This window comes from Pseudescherichia sp., from assembly GCF_031998825.1.
Classification (GTDB): Bacteria; Pseudomonadota; Gammaproteobacteria; order Enterobacterales; family Enterobacteriaceae; genus Pseudescherichia.
The window spans coordinates 14,890-36,887 of record NZ_DAMACX010000038.1; the positions used below are offsets into that span (position 1 = coordinate 14,890).

The following is a 21,998-nucleotide window of genomic DNA, read 5'->3' on the forward strand; positions in this document are numbered from 1 at the left end:
GATTAATGACTACAGCAGCTGCGCCAGACGGTTAATGTCCGACTGAATAGCGCCCGCAGTGACGTCACGACCCGCACCCGGCCCACGGATCACCAGCGGGTTGTCGCGGTACCAGCGGCTCTCAATGGCGAAAACGTTGTCGCACGGCAGCAGCGCCGCCAGCGGATGTTCGGGACGCACCGCCTCTACGCCGACGCGCGCTTTGCCGTTGGCGTCAAAGCGTGCCACGTAGCGCAGCACCAGGCCCATCTCCCGTGCCGCTTCCAGACGCTGTACCATCTGCTCGTTCAGTACATCGCCGTTTTCAAAGAAGTGATCCACCGACCCCTCTTCACACCCGGCAGGCACCAGCGACTCAACGCGCACCTGATCCGGCTCGATATCGTACCCCGCCTCGCGGGCGAGGATCACCAGCTTGCGCATCACGTCCTTGCCAGCAAGGTCGACACGCGGATCCGGTTCGGTCAGCCCCTGCTGCCAGGCCTGATCGACCAGGTCAGTGAAGGGCACCGTGCCGTCAAACTGCAGGAACAGCCAGGAGAGCGTGCCGGAGAAGATGCCGCTGATAGAGAGAATCGAGTCACCGCTGTCGATCAGATCGCGCACGGTGTGGTTCACCGGCAGGCCTGCGCCCACGGTAGCGTTATAGAGCCAGCGGCGGCCTGTTTTCTCGAAGGCATCGTGGATCTGGCGATACTTGTCGCTGGTGCTCGCGCCGGCCAGCTTGTTAGCGCTGATAACGTGGAAACCGTGGCTGGCAAAGTCGAGGTACTGATCGGCCAGCTGCTCGCTGGCGGTGACGTCCAGCACCACCAGATCGTCATAGGGATGCGCGCGCATCCACAGGAAAAGGGATTCCTCTTCATGCGCCACCGCCTCGTCATTAAAGAAGGCCAGCGCACGGCTGGCGTCCAGCCCATCATAGCTCAGCAGACTGCGGCGGCTGTCCACTACCCCGGCCAGCACAAACTCAAAGCCGGTGCGGGCGGAAAGCGCACTCTGCTCGCGGGCAAACAGCTCCAGCCAGCGTGAACCAATGTTGCCCTTGCCGAACAGCACCAGGCCGATACGCTTCTCGGCGCGGAACAGCGACTGGTGCAGGCCCTGGATCAGGCTTTCGGTGGGGCCAACGCGCAGCACCGCCACCAGGCTGATGCTGTCATCGGACTGCCAGATAAACTCCACCGGCTGACCCTTGAGCTGCTGCCAGAAGCGGTGGCTGTGCAGCGGATTACGGCATACCCCCGCGCCAACCAGCGCCACCAGCGCTAATCCCTGGCGCAAGCGCAGCTCGCCCGGCAGCCCGGCTTCGTCGAGCAGCTTAAGGGCGCTGTCGACCACTTCCGAGGTGTAGCAGAGCTGAAGCAGGTTGCGGTCGGTATGCACGCCTACCGCTAACGGACGCAGCTGGGCGCGCTTCAGGATCAGGTCGATCTCCTTATGCGCCAGCTTGAAGTCCTGGCTCGGCGGCACCTGAAACTCAATCAGGCAGACGTCATCATGGCTGGTGACGATGCGTGCGCCCGTTCCGGATGCCAGCACGCGCTCGATGCGGGTAGAGCCTTGCTCCGGGTTGTAACTACAGCGCAGCTGAAGATCGATATCGCTTCCGGAGACCGGCTGGAGCGTGCGGGCATGGAGTACCGGTGCCGCCAGGCGGGCCAGCTCGCTGGCTTCGTCCAGACGCAGCAGCGGCAGCAGACAGGCATCTTTGACCTTACGCGGGTCAGCGCTGTAGACCCCGGCCACGTCGCTCCAGATAGTCACGCGGGAGACACCGCCCAGCGCGCCAATCTGCGTCGCCGAGTAGTCGGAGCCGTTACGGCCCAGCAGTACGGTTTCGCCCGCATCATTGCGGCAGATAAAGCCGGTCACCACCAGCCGTTTGCCAGGGTGCTGCACCATCAGCTGTTGCAGCAGCGGATAAGAGAGGCCTTCGTTAACCTGCGGCTGAGCAGAGCGCTCGGCGCGCAGAAACTCCCGCGCATCCAGCCAGGCGCCATTCAGCCCCTGCTGATTAAGCACGGCGGACATCAGGCGCGCGGACCAGATCTCGCCGTGCCCTACTACCTCGGCATAGACCGCATCGGTAATGCCGCCGTCGAGCAGGCCTGCAAGACGCTCCAGATCGTGGATAAACTCGCTTATCAGCCCATCCGCCTGCTCCGGCGGCAGCAGGCCACCGATCAGCTCGGACTGGTAGCGGCGCAGCGCCTGTTGAACCTGATGCGCAGAGAGCCTGTCGGTCTGGCTGAGCTTCAGCCAGCTGATCAGCTGGTTGGTGGTGCTGCCGGCGGCCGAGACCACCATCATATCGCCAGGCTGCGAATACTCCGCCATGATACCGGCGACACGCAGGTAACACTTCACATCCGCCAGACTACTACCACCAAACTTATGCAGTTGACGACCCTTCGCCCCTGCCTGCGCAATCACACTCATGTTTACCCCTTGGCTGCGATCCGGAATGCATTTTCCAGATCGGCAATTAAATCTTCACCATCTTCAATACCGGTCGAGATGCGTAGCAGCGTCTCGGAGATGCCAGCAGCAGCGCGCGCTTCGGCGGCCATGCCCGCGTGCGTCATGGTGGCAGCATGAGAGATCAGGCTCTCAACCCCGCCCAGCGACTCCGCCAGCGTAAACAGCGACAGGCCGCTTAAGAAACGACGCAGCGTCTGCTCATCGCCGTCCAGCTCGAAGCTCAGCATCGCGCCGAAGCCTTTCTGCTGGCGGGCTGCAATCTCGTAGCCCTGGTTCTCCGGCAGCGACGGGTGATAGAGCTTCTTCACCAGCGGCTGCGTCTTCAGGAACTCGACGATCGCCTGGGCGTTACGCTGGGCCACTTCCATGCGCGGCGACAGCGTACGCAGACCGCGCAGCAGCAGGTAGCTATCAAACGCGCTGCCGGTTACGCCAATATTATTCGCCCACCATGCCAGTTCGGTGACGGTCGCTTCCTCTTTGGCAATCACCACACCCGCTACCACATCGGAGTGGCCGTTGAGGTACTTGGTGCAGGAGTGCAGCACCAGATCCGCCCCCAGCGCCAGCGGGTTTTGCAGCGCCGGGCTGAGGAAGGTGTTATCCACCACGCTCACGGCACCGGCTTCACGAGCCAGCTGACAGATTTTCGCAATATCCACGACGCGCAACAATGGATTACTTGGACTTTCGATCAGCACCAGCTTCGGCTGCTCAGCCAGCGCCGCCTTCAGGGCCTGCTCATCGTTCTGATCGACAAAGAGAACGCGGTAGCAGCCGCGCTTCGCCAGGCTGTCAAACAGACGGTAGCTACCGCCGTAGCAGTCGTGCGGGGCCACCAGCAGATCGCCAGGCTTCAGGTAGACCGTGGTCACCAGGTGGATAGCGGACATGCCGGTATTGGTCAGCACCGCACCCGCACCGCCTTCCAGCTCCGCCAGCGCACGCTGGACGACATCGCGCGTCGGGTTGCCACGGCGGGAGTAGTCATGAGCGCGCGGCTCGTTGAAATCAGTGAAATTATAGGTGCTGGAGAGATGAATCGGCGGGACAACGCAGCCGTACTGCTCGTCATCATTCAATCCGCTACGCACTGCAATGGTGGCCTGTTTACGCGTCATGTGAAGGCTTCCTGGCTTAATGGATGAAAAATCAGGCCACAGAATAGCATTGTGACAATGGACGTCAATACATCTGGACATCTAAACTTCTTTGCGTATAGATTGAGCAAACCGGGAATAGCCGTTAAAATTATCTGCATTAGCGCACATCTACGGAGCCAATACTCCGTGTCACGGTGGCGTCTCTACGGTAAACTACGCGAGATTACGGCCCTGTCCCTGCGTTTAGTCGGGTTTTGGCCATTTATTAATGAGAAAGAGGATTAAGGTATCTCATGGCTGAATGGAGCGGCGAATATATCAGCCCCTACGCTGAGCACGGTAAGAAGAGTGAGCAAGTAAAAAAAATTACGGTTTCCATTCCTCTGAAGGTGTTAAAGATCCTCACCGATGAACGCACCCGTCGTCAGGTCAACAACCTGCGTCACGCCACGAACAGCGAGCTGCTGTGCGAAGCGTTCCTGCATGCGTTCACCGGCCAGCCTTTGCCAAATGATGAAGACCTGCGCAAAGAGCGCAGCGACGAAATCCCAGAAGAGGCAAAGGTTATCATGCGCGAGCTGGGCATCGACCCGGACACATGGGAATACTAATAGCATGATACGCCGGGTGGCGGCTGCCGCCTGACCCGGCCTACAAAATCACACTCTCTCTTAAGCCCGGCAAGTGGAATGCCGCCGGGCTTATGTCGGCTGCAACAGCACCTTGATTAAGGTATCAATATCCGCCAGCGCCTGCTGACGGCTGCGCGCATTGGGTTCAAGTGAGACCATATCGGCATAGCCGTTAATGGCGCCGCCAAGCAGCCGGGCTGTCTGCGCCACGCTGTGGCAATGAAACACGCCTACGTCACATCCCCGGGTAATAACCTGCTCAATCAGGCTATTCCACTCCACGGTGACTCTTTGCGCCAGCGCCTTGTACGCCTCGTCGCGGGCAGCAATTTGCCAGGCATCGCCATAGATCAGCCAGTCGGGATCAACATCGTCCGGTAAAAACCACTCGGTGAGTCGTTTCAAAGCAGCTTCCGGTTGCATTGCAGCAAGCTCCGCTTCCGCCTCATGCAGATCCTGGCGCATATAGTGCTCCAGCGCGGCCAGACACAGCGCCTGCCAGTTAGGGAAGTAGTGATAGATATGGCTGCGTGAGATCCCCAGCGCCTCGGTCAGGTCCCGGGTCGATGTTTGCAGCAATCCTTTGCTACGAAAAAGCGCGATAGCCGTAGAGAGAATTGCCTCACGTCGCTGTTCAGTTGGTTGTCGGGTCATACTCACCTTGTTGACTTTGAGCGACTGCTCAAGTAAGTTTGTCGCAAATAGAGCGATCGCTCTATTTCCTATGTTATCCGAGAAACGCCATGCTGCAAACATCATCCTCAACGGCCTGGGGCACCCTGCGCCAGCTCACCGTTCTCCATGCGAAAAAGCTGATCTGGACCTTTTCCCTTGTGCTCGCCGAGAACATCTTACTCATCACCTATCCGCTGTTTGCTGGCTTTGCCATCAATGCCATGATGGCGGGCAACCTGCATAAGGCGCTGGTCTATGCCCTCATCGTACTCGGCATGTGGGCGGTGGGCGCGGCCCGGCGCAGCGTGGACACGCGCACCTTCTCGCGTATCTACGCCCAGCTTGCCGTGCCGGTCATCTTGCATCAGCGCAGTCATCAACAGGCGCACTCCACCGTAGCGGCTCGCGTCACCCTCTCCCGCGAGTTTGTGGATTTCTTTGAGACCCATATGCCAGTGCTGGTGACCTCGGCGATCTCTATCGTCGGCGCGGCGCTGATGCTGTTCGCCCTGGAGCCCGTGGTAGGCGCTGGCGCACTGCTGATGGTGGCGCTGTTTGCTGCGCTGCTTCCCCGCTACGTTGAGGTTAACGATGCGCTCTGGTTCCGGCTCAATAACCGGCTGGAAAAAGAGGTGGGGTTTGTCGGGGTGGCGAAAGAGCAAACGCTAACGCGCCACTATCTATTGATGGCCCGGCTACGCATTCGCCTTTCAGACCGGGAAGCCTGGGGCTACCTTGCTATCGGTATCGGCAGCGCGGTGCTGTTCGGGATGGCGATAACCATGTTAACCCTCAGACCCCATCTTGAAGCGGGCCACATCTACTCGGTGATGACCTACCTGTGGATGTTCGTGATGAGCCTGGACGACGCGCCGCAGCTGCTTGAGAAGTACTCGAAGCTGAGCGATATTGGGAAGCGGGTTAACACGGGGCTGGTTTGATCTATGATAAATGAGGGGCTTGCGCCCCCTTTTATTAAACCGTTGGCCTTGCATTCCATGCATCTGTATATTGAATATTTCCGTCTACGATTTTCCAGGTGATTTTTTCATAGCGTAACGCTACGCTTTCAATATGCCCCGTGCCAGGACTATTTCGGGTATCAAACATCATAGGACTTATAGAAATAACTTTTACCCCTTCAAGAAGGATATTAAAGTACTCAGCCTCCTGCCCAGCATAATTAATGTGATACCATTTAAATTCCGCACTCTTTAACGTTTTTCCTGTAGCAACAGCTTGATAAAGGTAAGGAGACGAAGAATCAATCTCTTTTTCAAACTGAAATGGGGCATGCTGCCTCGTCCCAGTAAGTTTTCCTGTGCTATCGTCAGTGGGAATAGTCAAATTATGATGTATAGACCTAAGTTCAATGCTTCCTTCGCGATCTTTAACATCGGATGCGCCATTGATAGCAGCACCCCCATCGTCTTTAAGCCATAAATGTACAGGAACAGACATAATACTACCCCTTTTTTTTAACTATAAATCCAGCGGCCCGCCTTTGCAGACGCTATTAACATCCCAAGCGTAAAATCTGGGATATCGATAATCTTTTTCTTGAAGGGATTAAATGAAACAGGAAAATCAGGGTAATAACTTTCAATATTAAACGTACCTCGCAGCACCTTCAATTCAGTAAAGAAATCATCCATTAGATCTTCTGCTTCATCACGATCAAGCTGTAAATCAAAATAGATGCTAGATTCTGGCGTTAACTCTCTATTCTTGAGTAGATAAAACCCATCGTGCCGCTTCGCCAACGCCAGCACTTTTCTCTCAATATCATCTACCATAATTTATCCTTGTTTCTTGCTATAATATTATAATCACGAATGCTACGGTAAGTAATTTGAGATACGTCTGAAGCCAGAATCAACCACCCAAATACGGGGACAGTACGTCCGACAAACGTACCAATTCTGGCTACCATGCGGATTTTTATAGTAGAAGGTGTATAACCTCCAATAAAAGTTGGTAATCTAATATTGAATGGGAATTTGGCCTGTTTGAATATTTTTCTGGCTGCTTTAGATGAATAAGATGTTCCTTTAATTGCCCCCTGGGGTTTAGTACGTGTCGTTAAATTATTCACCCCAGAAAAAAGAGCAACAACGGCACCGAAATCTACTACTCCAAGACCCAATTGAGAAACTACGTTCTCACAAAATATCATAAAGAATAATTCGCTGGCTGTCAGGTTAGATTTTCCAGCATAAAAGTATGTCCCATTTAACTCCTCTACCGTATCCATATAATCCTCAGGGTTTGCTCTCGACACACCTGAAGATTACAACCTATTGGCATTTATCAGTATCCGAAATGTACTATTAAGCCTCTGAAATAATGTGCTTTATTGATTTGCATCATTTTATATAGACGGGAGCGCTTTTTATTATAAGTAATATTAATGAATTATAGTAATTTATATAAACATATATAATGTTGTTGCCTATAAAAGGGCACAAAAAAACCGCCCGGAGGCGGTTTTTTCTAAGCAGCGACTTACTTGCTGCCTGGGATGCTGAAGCGCTTGTTGAAGCGGTCAACACGGCCACCGGTAGCAACGTCACGCTGCTTGCCAGTGTAGAACGGGTGGCATGCGCCGCACACGTCCAGGTTCAGATCGTGACCCACGGTGGAGTGAGTTTTGATCACGTTACCGCAAGAACAGGTTGCAGTAATCGCAGTGTAATTCGGGTGAATACCTTTTTTCATGGGAGAAACCTCAGTTAAGGCCGCATCGCTCTTCCGACCCTAACGCCGGACACCATGCGAGATAATTAATTTTAGCTTTGGCGGCAGAATGCAACACCAAAGGCGGCGAATCATACAGAAATTAACCGCCGGATGCAAACAGATCCGCATCTGCCTTCTCACAATGTGTATACTATCCCGCCAGTTTCAAGTGCATGGATAAAAAAATGCCCGTTGCTCACGTTGCCCTACCCGTCCCGCTGCCCCGCACCTTTGACTATCTGCTGCCCGCCGATCTGTCTGCCCGTGCGGGCTGCCGCGTGCGCGTGCCGTTCGGCAAGCAGCAGCGGGTGGGCGTCGTGGTCTCGGTAAGCGACAGCAGCGAATTGCCTCTGGCCGAGCTAAAGAGCGTGGTGGAGGTACTGGACAGCGAGCCGGTGTTCTCTCCTTCGGTCTGGCGACTGCTGCTGTGGGCGGCGGAGTATTACCATCATCCGCTGGGCGACGTGCTGTTTCACGCCCTGCCCGTGCTGCTGCGCCAGGGGAAACCCGCCAGCGCCGCACCGCTCTGGTACTGGTTCGCGACAGAGCAGGGCCAGGCGGTGGATATCAACAGCCTCAAGCGCTCGCCAAAGCAGCAGCAGGCGCTCTCCGCCCTGCGCCAGGGGAAGATCTGGCGGCATCAGGTGGCCGAACTCGAATTTAACGACGCGGCGCTACAGGCGCTGCGCAGCAAAGGACTGTGCGAGCTGAACAGCGAAGCGCCCGTCCCCCGCGACTGGCGTGAAGGCTATGCCGTCAGCGGCGAGCGCCTGCGGCTCAACACCGAGCAGGCCACGGCCGTGGGAGCCATTCACAGCGAGGCCAACACCTTCTCCGCCTGGCTGCTGGCGGGCGTTACCGGCTCCGGGAAGACCGAGGTCTACCTGAGCGTGCTGGAGAATATCCTTGCCCAGGGCAAACAGGCGCTGGTGATGGTCCCGGAGATCGGCCTGACACCACAAACCATTGCCCGCTTCCGGGAGCGGTTTAACGCCCCGGTAGAGGTGCTCCACTCCGGGCTGAACGACAGCGAACGCCTGAGCAGCTGGCTGAAGGCCAGCAACGGCGAAGCGGCGATTGTGATTGGTACCCGCTCGTCGCTGTTCACGCCGTTTAAAAATCTTGGCGTCATCGTGATCGATGAGGAGCACGACAGCTCCTACAAACAACAGGAAGGCTGGCGCTACCACGCCCGCGATCTGGCGGTCTACCGCGCCCACAGCGAGCAGATCCCGATTATCCTCGGCTCGGCTACTCCCGCGCTGGAGACGCTGCACAACGTGCGGCAGAAGAAATACCGCCTGCTGCGCCTCACTCGCCGGGCAGGCAACGCCCGACCGGCCAACCAGCACGTGCTCGATCTCAAGGGCCAGCAGCTGCAGGCGGGCCTCTCCCCGGCATTAATTAGCCGGATGCGCCAGCACCTGCAGGCCAATAACCAGGTGATCCTGTTCCTCAACCGTCGCGGCTTTGCTCCGGCGCTGCTCTGCCACGACTGCGGCTGGATAGCCGAGTGCCCGCGCTGCGATCACTACTACACGCTGCATCAGGCCCAGCACCAGCTGCGCTGTCACCACTGCGACAGTCAGCGTCCGGTGCCGCGCCAGTGCCCCGCCTGCGGCTCCACGCATATGGTCCCGGTGGGGCTGGGCACCGAGCAGCTTGAGCAGGCGCTAACCCCCCTCTTTCCCGGCGTGGCGATCTCACGTATCGATCGCGACACCACCAGCCGCAAAGGGGCGCTAGAGCAGCATCTGGCAGAAGTGCATCGCGGCGGCGCGCGTATCTTGATCGGCACGCAGATGCTGGCAAAGGGACACCATTTCCCGGACGTCACCCTGGTGGCGCTGCTCGACGTCGACGGAGCGCTCTTCTCGGCCGACTTCCGCGCTGCCGAGCGTTTCGCCCAGCTCTACACTCAGGTCTCCGGGCGTGCCGGACGGGCGGGCAAGCAGGGCGAGGTGATTTTACAGACGCACCATCCTGAGCACCCGCTTCTGCAAACGCTGCTTTATAAAGGCTACGACGCCTTTGCCGAGGAGGCGCTGGCAGAGCGGCAGACGCTCCAGCTGCCGCCGTGGACCAGCCACGTCATCATCCGCGCGGAAGATCATAACAACCAGCAGGCCCCGCTCTTTTTGCAGCAGCTGCGCAATCTGCTCCAGGCCAGCCCGCTGGTGGATAGCCACCTCTGGTTGCTCGGTCCGGTGCCTGCCCTTGCCCCGAAGCGCGGCGGCCGCTACCGCTGGCAGCTGCTGCTTCAGCACCCCTCGCGTATTCGCCTGCAGCATATCGTCAGCGGCGCGCTGGCGCTGATTAATACGCTGCCGGAGGCGCGCAAGGTGAAGTGGGTGTTAGACGTGGATCCCATTGAGGGTTAACGGGGTCAGGGATGCGAGTGGGATCGAAAAATTTAGCCTTCATCACAATTTTCCTGAAAATACTGTAACCGTACTGATAAACGATCTGCTAAAAATGTGGGTAATGTCGCACATAAGGGATGCGCCTGCGCTTATGCCAGGCATGCGAGGAGAAAAGGTGAAGGTTAAGAAAGAGGTTGCTGCGGCGACCATGAAAGATGTTGCCCAGAAAGCGAAGGTTTCGACGGCAACCGTGTCCCGGGCGTTGATGAACCCGGATAAAGTCTCCCAGGCGACCCGTAACCGCGTTGAGCAGGCGGCGCTGGAGGTAGGCTATTTGCCGCAGGCGATGGGGCGCAACATTAAGCGCAACGAGTCGCGCACGCTGCTGGTCATCGTGCCGGACATCTGCGATCCCTTTTTCAGCGAAATCATTCGCGGTATTGAAGTGACGGCGGCCGAGCAGGGTTATCTGGTTCTGATTGGCGACTGCGCCCACCAGAATCAGCAGGAGAAGACGTTCATCGATCTGATCATCACCAAGCAGATTGACGGTATGCTGCTGCTCGGGTCGCGTCTGCCGTTCGACGCCAGTATTGAGGAGCAGCGTAACCTGCCGCCGATGGTGATGGCCAACGAGTTCGCGCCGGAGCTGGAGCTGCCTACGGTGCACATCGATAACCTGACGGCATCATTTAACGCCGTTAACTACCTGCTGGAGCAGGGGCATCAGCGGATTGGCTGCATCGCCGGGCCGGAGGAGATGCCGCTGTGTCACTACCGTCTGCAGGGTTACGTCCAGGCACTGCGCCGCTCCGGTATTACCGTCGATCCGCACTATATCGCCCGGGGCAACTTCACCTACGAGGCGGGAAGCAGCGCCATGGAGCAGCTGCTGGCGCTGCCGAAGCCGCCTACGGCGGTATTCTGCCACAGCGATGTGATGGCGCTCGGTGCGCTCTCCTGCGCAAAACGGCAGGGTCTGAAGATTCCTCAGGATCTGTCTATCATTGGTTTCGATAATATTTCGCTCTCCCAATTCTGCGATCCGCCGCTGACGACGGTCGCCCAGCCGCGCTTTGAGATTGGCCGCGAGGCGATGCTATTGCTTCTGGATCAGCTACATGGCCAGACAGTGAGCAGCGGATCCCGCCTGCTGGAGTGCGAATTAATCGTCCGAGGGTCGACACAGGCGCTTACGTAACAGCGTCGGCTTTCAGACTTCCGTGTCTGGTCAAAGTCCCGTCGCTTAAGTAACATGACGGACCAATAAACGAATGAATACAGCGAAACGATAGTGGCACAACGAGATTATGTACGCCGCAGCCAGTCGGCTCCTTCGCGGCGAAAAACGAGCACCTCAAGGAAGAAGCAACGTAATACGCCTGTTGTGCTGGTCGCCTTTCTCGGTGGCCTGTACTTTATTACCCATCATAAAAAAGAGGAGTCCGAGACCCTGCAAAGCCAGAAGGTCCCGGGCAACGGCCTACCGCCGAAGCCGGAAGAGCGCTGGCGCTATATCAAAGAGCTGGAGAGCCGTCAGCCAGGCGTGCGTGCGCCAACCGAACCTTCTGCGGGCGGCGAGGTGATGAACCCGGATCAGCTGACTAACGAGCAGCGTCAGCTGTTAGAGCAGATGCAGGCCGATATGCGCCAGCAGCCGACCCAGCTCAACGAGGTGCCCTGGAACGAGCAGACGCCAGCCCAGCGCCAGCAGACCCTGCAACGCCAGCGTCAGGTGCAGCAGCTCCAACAGCAGCAAACTCAGCAGCAGCAAGCCCAGCCGCGTCTGACGGAGCAGCCGCAGACCCGCACGGTGCAGAGCGCGCAGGCACCGCGCCAGAGCCAGCAGCCGAAATCTGCCGCCAATAACCAGCCGTATCAGGATCTGCTGCAAACCCCGGCACATACCGCCGCCGCGCCGAAAACGCAGCAGGCTGCCCCCGTCACGCGTGAGCCGGAAGCGGCGAAACCTGCCGCTGAGAAAAAAGATGAGCGTCGCTGGATGGTGCAGTGCGGTTCGTTTAAAGGCGCAGAGCAGGCGGAGACCGTTCGCGCCCAGCTGGCGTTCGAAGGCTTTGATTCGCGGATCACCACCAACAATGGCTGGAATCGCGTCGTGATTGGTCCGGTCAAAGGCAAAGATAACGTCGATGGCACCATCAATCGCCTGAAGCTGGCCGGCCACGCAAACTGCATTCGTCTCGCCTCCGGGGGTTGAAACCCCCAAAATCTCCCCCATCTATAATTGCATTCTGCCCCGTACACCGTGCGGGGCGACTCATCTGATTGCAACAAAGGGGTCTGCTCGTGACAACAATTGTAAGTGTTCGCCGTAACGGTCAGGTAGTGATTGCCGGTGATGGCCAGGCCACGCTGGGCAATACCGTAATGAAAGGCAACGTGAAAAAAGTACGCCGTCTGTACAACGATAAAGTTATCGCAGGTTTTGCCGGCGGTACCGCAGACGCCTTCACGCTGTTTGAACTGTTTGAGCGCAAGCTGGAGATGCACCAGGGCCACCTGGTGAAAGCCGCCGTTGAGCTGGCAAAAGACTGGCGTACCGATCGCATGCTGCGCAGGCTCGAAGCGCTGCTGGCTGTGGCGGATGAAAACGCCTCGCTGATTATCACCGGTAACGGCGACGTTGTGCAGCCTGAAAACGACCTGATTGCTATCGGCTCCGGCGGCCCGTATGCCCAGGCCGCCGCCCGCGCTCTGTTGGAAAACACCGAGATGAACGCGCGCGACATTGCGGTGAAGGCGTTGGATATTGCAGGTGATATCTGCATCTATACCAACCATAACCACACCATTGAAGAATTAAACTCTAAAGCGTAAGGATCTCCCATGTCTGAAATGACCCCACGCGAAATTGTCAGCGAACTGAACAAACACATTATCGGTCAGGACAATGCCAAGCGCTCTGTTGCGATTGCCCTGCGTAACCGCTGGCGTCGTATGCAGCTCGACGAAGAGCTGCGCCATGAAGTCACGCCGAAAAACATTCTGATGATCGGCCCAACCGGCGTCGGTAAAACTGAAATCGCCCGCCGTCTGGCGAAGCTTGCCAATGCACCTTTCATCAAGGTGGAAGCGACTAAATTCACCGAAGTCGGCTATGTCGGTAAAGAAGTTGACTCGATTATCCGCGATCTGACCGATGCCGCCGTGAAGATGGTGCGTATGCAGTCGATCGAGAAGAACCGCTACCGTGCGGAAGAGATGGCGGAAGAGCGCATTCTCGACGTGCTGATCCCGCCAGCGAAAGATAACTGGGGCCAGTCTGAACAGTCTCAGGAGCCATCTGCTGCCCGCCAGGCGTTCCGCAAGAAACTGCGTGAAGGCCAGCTGGACGACAAAGAGGTAGAGATTAACCTCGCCGCTGCGCCGATGGGCGTGGAGATCATGGCACCTCCGGGCATGGAAGAGATGACCAGCCAGCTGCAGTCGATGTTCCAGAACCTGGGCGGCCAGAAGCAGAAGGCGCGTAAGCTGAAGATCAAAGACGCTATGAAGCTGCTGATTGAAGAGGAAGCGGCCAAGCTGGTGAACCCGGAAGAGCTGAAGCAGGACGCTATCGACGCCGTTGAACAACACGGTATCGTGTTTATCGATGAGATCGATAAAATCTGTAAGCGCGGCGAATCCTCCGGCCCGGACGTCTCCCGTGAAGGCGTACAGCGCGACCTGCTGCCGCTGGTGGAAGGCTGCACCGTATCCACCAAGCACGGCATGGTGAAAACCGATCACATCCTGTTTATCGCCTCCGGTGCGTTCCAGGTAGCGAAGCCGTCGGATCTGATCCCTGAACTGCAGGGTCGTCTGCCGATCCGCGTTGAGCTGCAGGCGCTGACCACCGAGGACTTTGAGCGCATCCTGACTGAGCCAAACGCCTCCGTAACCGTGCAGTACAAGGCGCTGATGGCTACCGAAGGCGTCAACATCGACTTTACCGACGACGGTATCAAACGTATTGCCCAGGCTGCATGGCAGGTGAACGAGACCACGGAAAACATTGGTGCCCGTCGTCTGCACACCGTTCTGGAGCGTCTGATGGAGGATATCTCCTATGACGCCAGCGATCTGAACGGCGAATCGGTGACAATCGATGCCGCTTATGTGAGCAAGCACCTGGATGAGCTGGTAGCAGATGAAGACCTGAGCCGTTTTATTCTATAATCGCGCTCAGCACGTTTTCATTACTGTTGATGGGGCTATATAGCCCCATTTATATTGGCAGAATCCTATGACTGAATATACCCTGACGCGTACTCAGGCCTGGCTGGAAAGCCTGCGTCCGAAGACCCTTCCCCTTGCGTTTGCCGCGATTGTGGTCGGCACCGCCCTCGCCTGGTGGCAAGGCCACTTTGATCTGCGGGTGGCCGTGCTGGCCCTCGTTACCGCCGGACTGCTGCAGATCCTCTCCAATCTGGCTAACGACTACGGTGACGCGGTTAAGGGCAGCGACAAACCGGACCGTATCGGGCCGCTGCGGGGAATGCAGAAAGGGGCCATCAGCCAGAGGCAGATGAAACTCGCCCTGATGGTGACCGTCACGCTCAGCTGCCTCTCTGGCCTGGCGCTGGTACTGGTTGCGTATCAGACGGTAGCGGATTTTATTGGCTTCATGGCGCTGGGCGGACTGTCGATTGTCGCCGCCATCACCTACACCATTGGCCGCCGCCCGTATGGCTATCTCGGCCTTGGGGATATTTCGGTGCTGCTCTTTTTTGGCTGGCTCAGCGTAATGGGTAGCGGCTACTTGCAGGCGCATACCCTGATCCCGGCGATGTTCTTACCGGCTACCGCCTGCGGTCTGCTGGCGACGGCGGTGCTCAACGTCAACAACCTGCGCGATATCGACAGCGATCGCGCCAACGGCAAAAACACGCTAGTAGTGCGTCTGGGACCGGTGAACGCCCGCCGCTATCACGCCTGTCTGCTGCTCGGCGCACTGCTCTGCCTGGGGCTGTTTAACCTGCTCTACCTGTACAGCCTGTGGGGCTGGCTGTTCATTCTGGCTGCACCGCTGCTGGTGCGTCAGGCGCGCTATGTGCTGCGGGAGCAAGACCCTGCCGCGATGCCGCCGATGCTCGAACGCACCGTTAAAGGCGCGCTGCTGACTAACCTGCTGTTTGTGGTCGGGATTGTGCTCAGCAAGACGCTGCTTTAGCTGACAAATATCAATTAACAATTGATGATTTTGCCAACAATGCATTATGCGCGATATACTGTGAGTTCTCGCAGCAACTAAACGTAAATCCTATGAAATACGATACTTCCGAGCTTTGTGACATCTACCAGGAAGATGTCAACGTCGTGGAACCGCTGTTCTCCAACTTTGGTGGGCGGTCGTCGTTTGGCGGACAAATCATCACGGTGAAATGTTTCGAGGATAACGGGTTGCTTTACGATCTGCTCGAACAGAATGGTCGTGGTCGCGTTCTGCTGATTGACGGCGGCGGTTCCGTTCGTCGCGCACTGATCGATGCTGAACTGGCACGCCTTGCCGCCCAGAACGAATGGGAAGGCATTGTGGTCTACGGCGCGGTGCGCCAGGTGGACGATCTTGAAGAGCTGGACATCGGTATCCAGGCGATTGCCGCGATCCCGGTGGGGGCAGCAGGGGAAGGCATTGGGGAAAGCGATATCCGCGTTAACTTTGGCGGCGTCACCTTCTTCTCTGGCGACCACCTCTATGCCGATAACACCGGCATCATCCTCTCCGAAGATCCGCTCGATATCGAGTAATAAAAAGCCGGGTAGCGCTTCGCTTACCCGGCCTACTTAATATTGATCATTACGCGAAAGATAAAGCGTAATTAGACTTCTTCCATGCGGCCTAAGAGCGCCTGGAGGCGATCCTGCCAGCCGTTCTGCTGTTCGCGTAGCTGATGATTTTCACGCTCCAGCTCTTCGCGGTGGTGGTGCGCATTCTGCACTTCCTGCGACAGGCCGTTGTTTTTCTCTTTCAGCTCTTCGATTTCCATCTGCAGCAACGTGATGGTGTCAATCGCCTGCTGTACTTTTGCTTCCAGTTTCTCAAATACTTCTAATGACATGGTCATACCTCTCCTGAATTGCAAGGCGACGCTTTAATATAAACGCGCACAACATAGCCCCGATTGTATGAAGCCCCGTCGCCCCTGTCCAGCGCCAGGGCACGTAGTTTGCGGTTTGCAACACTTTTCATCCTTCGCCTGGTTTACACCCTTCCGCAGCGTATGATTTGTTAATCGATTCGTTAAAGAAATGATTCATCCTCAAATTATCCCCTGGAAAAAATCTGCGCTCTATGGCGCGAAAACGCTCATTTTATTGACACAGTACACACATTTTGATTTCGATATTTCTCGTTTTTGCTCGTTAACGATAAATTAACACTATGTCTACAGACATCATGGCTGTCTCTGCTCGCCATGCTAACAATAACCATTACACACACTTTAGGATCCGATTATGAGTCAAACATCGACCTTAAAAGGCCAGTGCATCGCCGAGTTCCTCGGTACCGGGTTGTTGATTTTCTTCGGGGTTGGCTGTGTTGCGGCGCTGAAGGTGGCTGGAGCCTCCTTCGGCCAGTGGGAGATCAGTATCATCTGGGGTCTGGGCGTGGCGATGGCCATCTACCTGACCGCCGGGGTCTCCGGGGCGCATCTCAACCCGGCGGTGACCATTGCCCTGTGGCTGTTCGCCTGCTTTGACGGGCGCAAAGTCGCGCCGTTTATCGCCTCGCAGTTTGCCGGCGCGTTTTGTGCCGCCGCGCTGGTCTACGGCCTCTATTACAACCTGTTTTATGATTTTGAACAGACGCATCACATGGTACGCGGCAGCGTCGAGAGTCTGGATCTGGCCGGAATATTTTCAACCTATCCGAATCCGCACATCAATTTTGTGCAGGCCTTCGCGGTTGAAATGGTGATTACCGCTATCCTGATGGGCGTGATCATGGCGCTCGGCGATGATGGCAACGGTATTCCACGCGGCCCGCTGGCTCCGCTGCTGATTGGCCTGCTGATTGCGGTAATTGGTGCCTCTATGGGGCCGCTGACCGGTTTTGCGATGAACCCGGCGCGTGATATCGGGCCAAAAGCCTTCGCCTGGCTTGCAGGCTGGGGCGACGTCGCCTTTACCGGCGGCAAAGAGATTCCTTACTTCCTGGTGCCGCTGTTCGGACCGGTAGCAGGTGCAGCGCTCGGCGCGTTTGGTTATCGTAAGCTGATTGGCCGCCACCTGCCCTGCGATATCCGCGAGGAAGAAGTGAAAGAGCCAGCTGCCACTGCCGCACAACACAAAGCGTCGCTGTAATGTGACTACGGGAAAAAATGATGACTGAGAAAAAATATATCGTTGCGCTGGACCAGGGGACGACCAGCTCTCGCGCCGTGGTAATGGATCACGACGCCAATATCATCAGCGTTTCACAGCGCGAATTCGAACAAATCTATCCTAAGCCAGGCTGGGTCGAGCACGATCCAATGGAGATCTGGGCCAGCCAAAGCTCAACGCTGGTGGAAGTGCTGGCGAAAGCCGACATTAGCTCCGATCAGATTGCCGCCATCGGCATCACTAACCAACGTGAAACCGTGGTGATCTGGGATAAAGAGACCGGCAAACCCATTCACAACGCCATCGTCTGGCAGTGCCGTCGTACCGCCGATATCTGCGAGCACCTGAAGCGCGACGGCCTGGAAGATTACATCCGCGCCACCACCGGTCTGGTGATCGACCCCTACTTTTCCGGCACCAAGGTGAAGTGGATCCTCGACCACGTTGACGGCTCCCGTGAGCGCGCTAAGCGCGGCGAGCTGCTGTTCGGCACCGTCGATAGCTGGCTGATCTGGAAGATGACTCAGGGACGCGTCCACGTTACTGACTACACCAACGCCTCTCGTACCATGCTGTTTAACATCCACACCCTCGAGTGGGATGAGAAGATGCTGGAGGTGCTGGATATTCCGCGCGCCATGCTGCCCGAGGTGCGTAAATCCTCTGAGGTCTACGGCCAGACCAACATTGGCGGCAAGGGCGGCACGCGTATTCCTATCGCCGGGATCGCCGGTGACCAGCAGGCGGCGCTCTTCGGCCAGCTCTGCGTCAAACAGGGGATGGCGAAGAATACCTACGGTACCGGCTGCTTTATGCTGATGAACACCGGCGAGAAAGCAGTGGCCTCCGAGCACGGCCTGCTGACCACCATCGCCTGCGGTCCGCGTGGCGAGGTGAACTACGCCCTGGAGGGCGCGGTATTTATGGCGGGGGCATCCATTCAGTGGCTGCGCGACGAGATGAAGCTGATCAGCGACTCGTTCGACTCCGAGTATTTTGCCACCAAGGTGAAAGATACCAATGGCGTGTACGTGGTACCGGCCTTTACCGGCCTCGGCGCGCCCTACTGGGATCCCTACGCCCGCGGCGCAATTTTCGGCCTGACCCGTGGCGTCAACTCGAACCACATTATCCGCGCGACGCTGGAATCTATCGCCTATCAGACCCGTGACGTGCTGGAAGCCATGCAGGCCGACTCCGGCATTCGTCTGCATGCCCTGCGTGTGGACGGTGGCGCGGTAGCCAACAATTTCCTGATGCAGTTCCAGTCCGATATCCTTGGTACCCGCGTTGAGCGTCCGGAAGTGCGCGAAGTCACGGCCCTGGGTGCAGCCTATCTGGCTGGCCTGGCGGTGGGCTTCTGGCAGAACCTCGACGAACTCCAGGAGAAAGCGATTATCGAGCGCGAGTTCCGTCCGGGCATCGAAACTACCGAGCGTAACTACCGCTATAGCGGCTGGAAAAAAGCCGTGAAACGCGCCATGGCGTGGGAAGAACACGACGAGTAATAAAATTATAGCGGCCTATAAAAATTATATTATAGGCCGCTACTTATATTATCCTATTTCAGGGAAAACCTTTCCAATATATGCTTGTGAAACTTTGTCTTCGATTTCTTGATAGCTATCAAGAAATTGGATATCGACATGATTATTATATTTTGTTGTGAACTTTAAAGCGTTACCAGAATTATCTTTCCGATCTGCCGTTGAAAAAAAGAATTTAGTGTACCTCCGTGGAGAGATGCCCTCAAACTGAATAAAATTAACTTTTAAACCATCACTTATGTTTACATCACTAATCGAATCATCATGCAAATCTAAAGCTAAACTTTTCTCATAGGGTTCAATGTAATAAACTTTATTAATCCCTGCTGCTACTATATGCCTGGCACAATTATGGCAAGGATATGTTGTAGTATACATAACTTTATTTAAAGTAGATGCCTCCCCTGTCCTTGCCAGTGTAGTTATTGCATCCATTTCTGCATGAATAGCTCTTGAATATTCTATTAACGATCTTATAGGCGAATTATTATATATATCATCAGTTAATGATTTTATGAAGTTGTCTGTAAAGCTTCCGTAAAGAGTCTTTGCTGAACTTTCATCGCTCTCACCTGAACCATTATTAATTGTATCCATTTTAAGCCTAATCTGCGCTTCAATCTTATCTTTTATTTTTAGCTTATGAATATCATTGTAACATTTACCGCCTTTATGAATGCATCGATAGTCTCTGTTTTCATCTTCAAATGTGTATAGTCCTCCTCCCGGCCTGGGAACATCATTTCGGCCAGTGGACAATATATTGCCATTCTTATCAGCAATAGCTGCACCTACCTGACGAGATAAGCAAGCTGACTGAAGTGATGCGCTAAAAGCATTAAACATACCTTTTTCATGTAAGGAAGGCGTTAATCCATTTCTTCCATGAATCAAGCCAAGAAAGCGTTCAACTTTTGTATTTAGCTGAGTTGAGTGACTTTGGTTGTTTCTGATAAAAAAGTCAGCATCTAAGATAGTTTTTTCAACTTGCTGCCCTGAATTTCCACCACTTTTACGATCTCGATGAATAAGATCGTCTATATGTTGAGGAGTAATATCTTCATCTCTTAAATTTCTTTTACGCTCCGTTTCATTTCTGACAACACCAACTAAATAAAAATTGTGCTGATAAACTAATCGAAGTAACTCTACTTCAGCAGGGTTTTTAAGTTGATCAATAAGATATGCATATTTACCGTTAAATCTTGCCTCTTCCTGCGCAGGAGGCTTAGCTTTTTGTTTAATTTTAGCCATTTCATATATTGCTGCCTCCGCTAAAATTTGAGAAGAGTATTTTTTCCGTAAACGATTTCCTTGATCCTGTCTTTTTATATATCGATCATAAGCATCGGTAGTTCTCAGTTTTTGCTTATCTATTTCATCCATTAATGCGCTGATATGTATATGCTCAACTTTATAACCGAAATCTACCAGATTTTTTTCAAAAGCTAATCTTACAGATTTGATGCCTGCACCAATTGGTCCACAGAAAGCAATAATCAATTCATTAGATTGTCTCTGTACTATGCTGTCTATAGTATCGCGGCTATTGGAAATGCTTGAGGTGGGTATGGTGCTGCTTGATTTTTTTACTGCATTGCTAGCCATAAAAATGCTCTCATTAGCATGAAAGCATTAAATATATAGCATCTATTTTTTAATCACCACTTGAGAGACTTTGCTCTTTTAAGGATTGCAGCGGTTGCTTGATCATTATCAATATTTTTATCCCTTTTTGTAAAAGGAAATGCTAGAACTTGGGCATTGCCCTTTGGGTATGCTTCATTAGCCTGCTCGCTGCCTGAGGTATTATTATCATTTTTTTTATTTCTTAAATCAATAATCATGGCTTTTACCCTCATTTCAATCTGTACGCATTTTACGCGAATAGACTTTGTCGTCAATACACGTTAATCCCTTATTTCAAAGATAGCGCATTAATTGCGCCTTACGCTAAATAACAGTTAACTCATTGAATCTAATAAAAAAACAACCTGAACTCATTAAGGGTATCTCTGTGTTAAACTTTGCATAATTCCTTTAATGACGAGTGTGCAATGAAACGAGAGCTTGCTATTGAATTTTCCCGCGTGACGGAAGCGGCTGCGCTGGCCGGCTACAAGTGGCTGGGCCGGGGCGATAAAAACGTTGCCGACGGCGCGGCGGTGAACGCCATGCGCATTGTGCTCAATCAGGTCAACATTGACGGCACCATCGTGATTGGCGAGGGGGAGATTGACGAAGCACCAATGCTCTATATCGGCGAGCGCGTCGGCACCGGTCAGGGCGACGCGGTAGATATTGCCGTTGATCCTATCGAAGGCACCCGCATGACGGCGATGGGCCAGGCCAATGCGCTGGCGGTGCTGGCCGTGGGTGACAAGGGCAGCTTCCTGAACGCGCCGGATATGTATATGGAGAAGCTGATTGTCGGCCCTGGCGCCAGGGGCGCTATCGATCTTGACCTGCCCCTGGAAGAGAATCTGCGTAACGTGGCGGCCGCGCTTGGCAAGCCGCTCGACGAGCTGACCGTAACGATCCTGGCGAAACCGCGCCACGATGCGGTCATCGCCCAGATGCAGCAGCTCGGCGTGCGCGTGTTTGCCATTCCCGATGGCGACGTAGCAGCCTCGATTCTGACCTGCATGCCAGACAGCGAAGTGGACGTACTCTACGGTATCGGCGGCGCACCAGAGGGTGTGGTCTCCGCCGCCGCTATTCGCGCGCTGGACGGTGATATGCAGGGCCGCCTGCTGGCACGCCATCACGTGAAGGGCGACAGCGAAGAGAACCGCCGCATCGGCGAGCAGGAGCTGGCGCGCTGTAAAGAGATGGGGATCGAGGCGGGCAGCGTGCTGCAGCTGGGCGACATGGCGCGCAACGATAACGTGATTTTTTCCGCCACCGGCATCACCAAGGGCGATCTGCTCGACGGCATTAGCCGCAAGGGCAATATGGCCACCACCGAAACCCTGCTGATCCGCGGCAAGTCCCGTACTATCCGCCGCATTCAGTCGATTCACTATCTCGATCGCAAAGATGCGGACGTACAGCGCCACATTCTCTAAGGTCATTTGATCAATCGAGCTTTCCGGCCCGCCTGGGCTGGAAAAGTTCGCTTTAAGC

22 protein-coding genes are annotated in these 21,998 nt (G+C 55.2%); 12 read left to right on the forward strand and 10 right to left on the reverse strand.

Annotated elements, in window-relative coordinates; all coding sequences use genetic code 11:
* Positions 1–9: 9 nt before the first annotated feature.
* Together RTP97_RS16095 and metB are read right to left on the reverse strand one after the other, a co-directional pair.
* On the reverse strand, positions 10–2,442 hold the full coding sequence (locus tag RTP97_RS16095; RefSeq protein WP_312415431.1) for a bifunctional aspartate kinase/homoserine dehydrogenase II: 2,433 nt from the start codon (positions 2,440–2,442) through the stop codon (positions 10–12).
* Between the two features lie 2 nt (positions 2,443–2,444).
* A complete protein-coding gene (gene metB, locus RTP97_RS16100) occupies positions 2,445–3,605 on the reverse strand; it encodes a cystathionine gamma-synthase (protein ID WP_312415432.1) in 1,161 nt (386 codons plus the stop codon).
* 275 nt (positions 3,606–3,880) lie between these two features.
* Between metB and metJ the strand changes: the two genes are divergently transcribed.
* Positions 3,881–4,198 carry a met regulon transcriptional regulator MetJ gene (gene metJ, locus RTP97_RS16105; RefSeq protein WP_007369220.1) on the forward strand — a complete coding sequence of 106 codons (318 nt, stop codon included), beginning with the start codon at positions 3,881–3,883 and terminating at the stop codon, positions 4,196–4,198.
* A gap of 90 nt (positions 4,199–4,288) precedes the next feature.
* On the opposite strand, the gene RTP97_RS16110 is transcribed toward metJ, so the two are convergent.
* The gene (locus RTP97_RS16110) at positions 4,289–4,873 is read right to left on the reverse strand and encodes a TetR/AcrR family transcriptional regulator (protein WP_312415435.1); all 585 of its coding nucleotides are present in this window, start codon (positions 4,871–4,873) and stop codon (positions 4,289–4,291) included.
* A gap of 89 nt (positions 4,874–4,962) precedes the next feature.
* On the opposite strand from RTP97_RS16110, the gene RTP97_RS16115 reads away from it, so the two are divergent.
* Positions 4,963–5,835, forward strand: coding sequence for an ABC transporter six-transmembrane domain-containing protein (locus tag RTP97_RS16115; protein WP_312415436.1), 873 nt, complete (start codon positions 4,963–4,965; stop codon positions 5,833–5,835).
* Between the two features lie 34 nt (positions 5,836–5,869).
* On the opposite strand, the gene RTP97_RS16120 is transcribed toward RTP97_RS16115, so the two are convergent.
* The 4 genes from RTP97_RS16120 to rpmE form a co-directional block, all read right to left on the reverse strand.
* Positions 5,870–6,355 (reverse strand): Hcp family type VI secretion system effector, encoded by a 486-nt coding sequence (locus RTP97_RS16120; RefSeq protein WP_312415438.1) that lies wholly within the window; start codon positions 6,353–6,355, stop codon positions 5,870–5,872.
* 17 nt (positions 6,356–6,372) lie between these two features.
* Entirely contained in the window at positions 6,373–6,690 is a 318-nt protein-coding gene (locus tag RTP97_RS16125; protein ID WP_312415441.1) for a DUF1493 family protein, read from the reverse strand.
* Positions 6,684–7,148 (reverse strand): STM2901 family protein, encoded by a 465-nt coding sequence (locus RTP97_RS16130; protein WP_312415444.1) that lies wholly within the window; start codon positions 7,146–7,148, stop codon positions 6,684–6,686. Before RTP97_RS16130 ends, RTP97_RS16125 begins: the two co-directional genes overlap by 7 nt.
* Before the next feature lie 251 nt (positions 7,149–7,399).
* The gene (rpmE, locus tag RTP97_RS16135; RefSeq protein WP_042394621.1) at positions 7,400–7,612 is read right to left on the reverse strand and encodes a 50S ribosomal protein L31; all 213 of its coding nucleotides are present in this window, start codon (positions 7,610–7,612) and stop codon (positions 7,400–7,402) included.
* A 206-nt stretch (positions 7,613–7,818) separates the two neighbouring features.
* Here rpmE and priA point away from each other — a divergent pair, with 206 nt between their 5' ends.
* The 7 genes from priA to rraA all read left to right on the forward strand — a co-directional run bounded on the left by priA (position 7,819) and on the right by rraA (position 15,747).
* Entirely contained in the window at positions 7,819–10,014 is a 2,196-nt protein-coding gene (priA, locus tag RTP97_RS16140) for a primosomal protein N' (RefSeq protein ID WP_312415447.1), read from the forward strand.
* Positions 10,015–10,171: 157 nt separating this feature from the next.
* Positions 10,172–11,197: a DNA-binding transcriptional regulator CytR gene (cytR, locus tag RTP97_RS16145; protein WP_312213939.1), complete on the forward strand. Its 1,026-nt coding sequence runs from the start codon at positions 10,172–10,174 to the stop codon at positions 11,195–11,197.
* Between the two features lie 93 nt (positions 11,198–11,290).
* A complete protein-coding gene (ftsN, locus tag RTP97_RS16150; RefSeq protein ID WP_312415450.1) occupies positions 11,291–12,214 on the forward strand; it encodes a cell division protein FtsN in 924 nt (307 codons plus the stop codon).
* Between the two features lie 89 nt (positions 12,215–12,303).
* Complete coding sequence (hslV, locus tag RTP97_RS16155; RefSeq protein WP_312415453.1) at positions 12,304–12,834, forward strand: ATP-dependent protease subunit HslV; 531 nt, start codon at positions 12,304–12,306, stop codon at positions 12,832–12,834.
* A 9-nt stretch (positions 12,835–12,843) separates the two neighbouring features.
* The gene (gene hslU / locus RTP97_RS16160; protein ID WP_312415455.1) at positions 12,844–14,175 is read left to right on the forward strand and encodes an HslU--HslV peptidase ATPase subunit; all 1,332 of its coding nucleotides are present in this window, start codon (positions 12,844–12,846) and stop codon (positions 14,173–14,175) included.
* A gap of 67 nt (positions 14,176–14,242) precedes the next feature.
* Positions 14,243–15,169 carry a 1,4-dihydroxy-2-naphthoate polyprenyltransferase gene (menA, locus tag RTP97_RS16165; protein WP_312415457.1) on the forward strand — a complete coding sequence of 309 codons (927 nt, stop codon included), beginning with the start codon at positions 14,243–14,245 and terminating at the stop codon, positions 15,167–15,169.
* Positions 15,170–15,261: 92 nt separating this feature from the next.
* On the forward strand, positions 15,262–15,747 hold the full coding sequence (gene rraA, locus RTP97_RS16170; protein ID WP_312213946.1) for a ribonuclease E activity regulator RraA: 486 nt from the start codon (positions 15,262–15,264) through the stop codon (positions 15,745–15,747).
* Positions 15,748–15,818: 71 nt separating this feature from the next.
* Here the strand turns inward: rraA and zapB are convergent, their stop codons facing one another.
* A complete protein-coding gene (gene zapB, locus RTP97_RS16175; RefSeq protein ID WP_103821672.1) occupies positions 15,819–16,064 on the reverse strand; it encodes a septal ring assembly protein ZapB in 246 nt (81 codons plus the stop codon).
* 391 nt (positions 16,065–16,455) lie between these two features.
* Here zapB and RTP97_RS16180 point away from each other — a divergent pair, with 391 nt between their 5' ends.
* A complete protein-coding gene (locus RTP97_RS16180) occupies positions 16,456–17,304 on the forward strand; it encodes an MIP/aquaporin family protein (RefSeq protein ID WP_312415459.1) in 849 nt (282 codons plus the stop codon).
* Between the two features lie 20 nt (positions 17,305–17,324).
* Complete coding sequence (gene glpK / locus RTP97_RS16185; protein WP_312415461.1) at positions 17,325–18,833, forward strand: glycerol kinase GlpK; 1,509 nt, start codon at positions 17,325–17,327, stop codon at positions 18,831–18,833.
* Positions 18,834–18,881: 48 nt separating this feature from the next.
* Here the strand turns inward: glpK and RTP97_RS16190 are convergent, their stop codons facing one another.
* Together RTP97_RS16190 and RTP97_RS16195 are read right to left on the reverse strand one after the other, a co-directional pair.
* Positions 18,882–20,480, reverse strand: coding sequence for an anti-phage dCTP deaminase (locus RTP97_RS16190; protein WP_312415463.1), 1,599 nt, complete (start codon positions 20,478–20,480; stop codon positions 18,882–18,884).
* A 53-nt stretch (positions 20,481–20,533) separates the two neighbouring features.
* Positions 20,534–20,719, reverse strand: coding sequence for a hypothetical protein (locus RTP97_RS16195; RefSeq protein ID WP_312415466.1), 186 nt, complete (start codon positions 20,717–20,719; stop codon positions 20,534–20,536).
* Positions 20,720–20,929: 210 nt separating this feature from the next.
* On the opposite strand from RTP97_RS16195, the gene glpX reads away from it, so the two are divergent.
* Positions 20,930–21,940: a class II fructose-bisphosphatase gene (gene glpX, locus RTP97_RS16200; RefSeq protein WP_312415469.1), complete on the forward strand. Its 1,011-nt coding sequence runs from the start codon at positions 20,930–20,932 to the stop codon at positions 21,938–21,940.
* Positions 21,941–21,998: the final 58 nt, after the last annotated feature.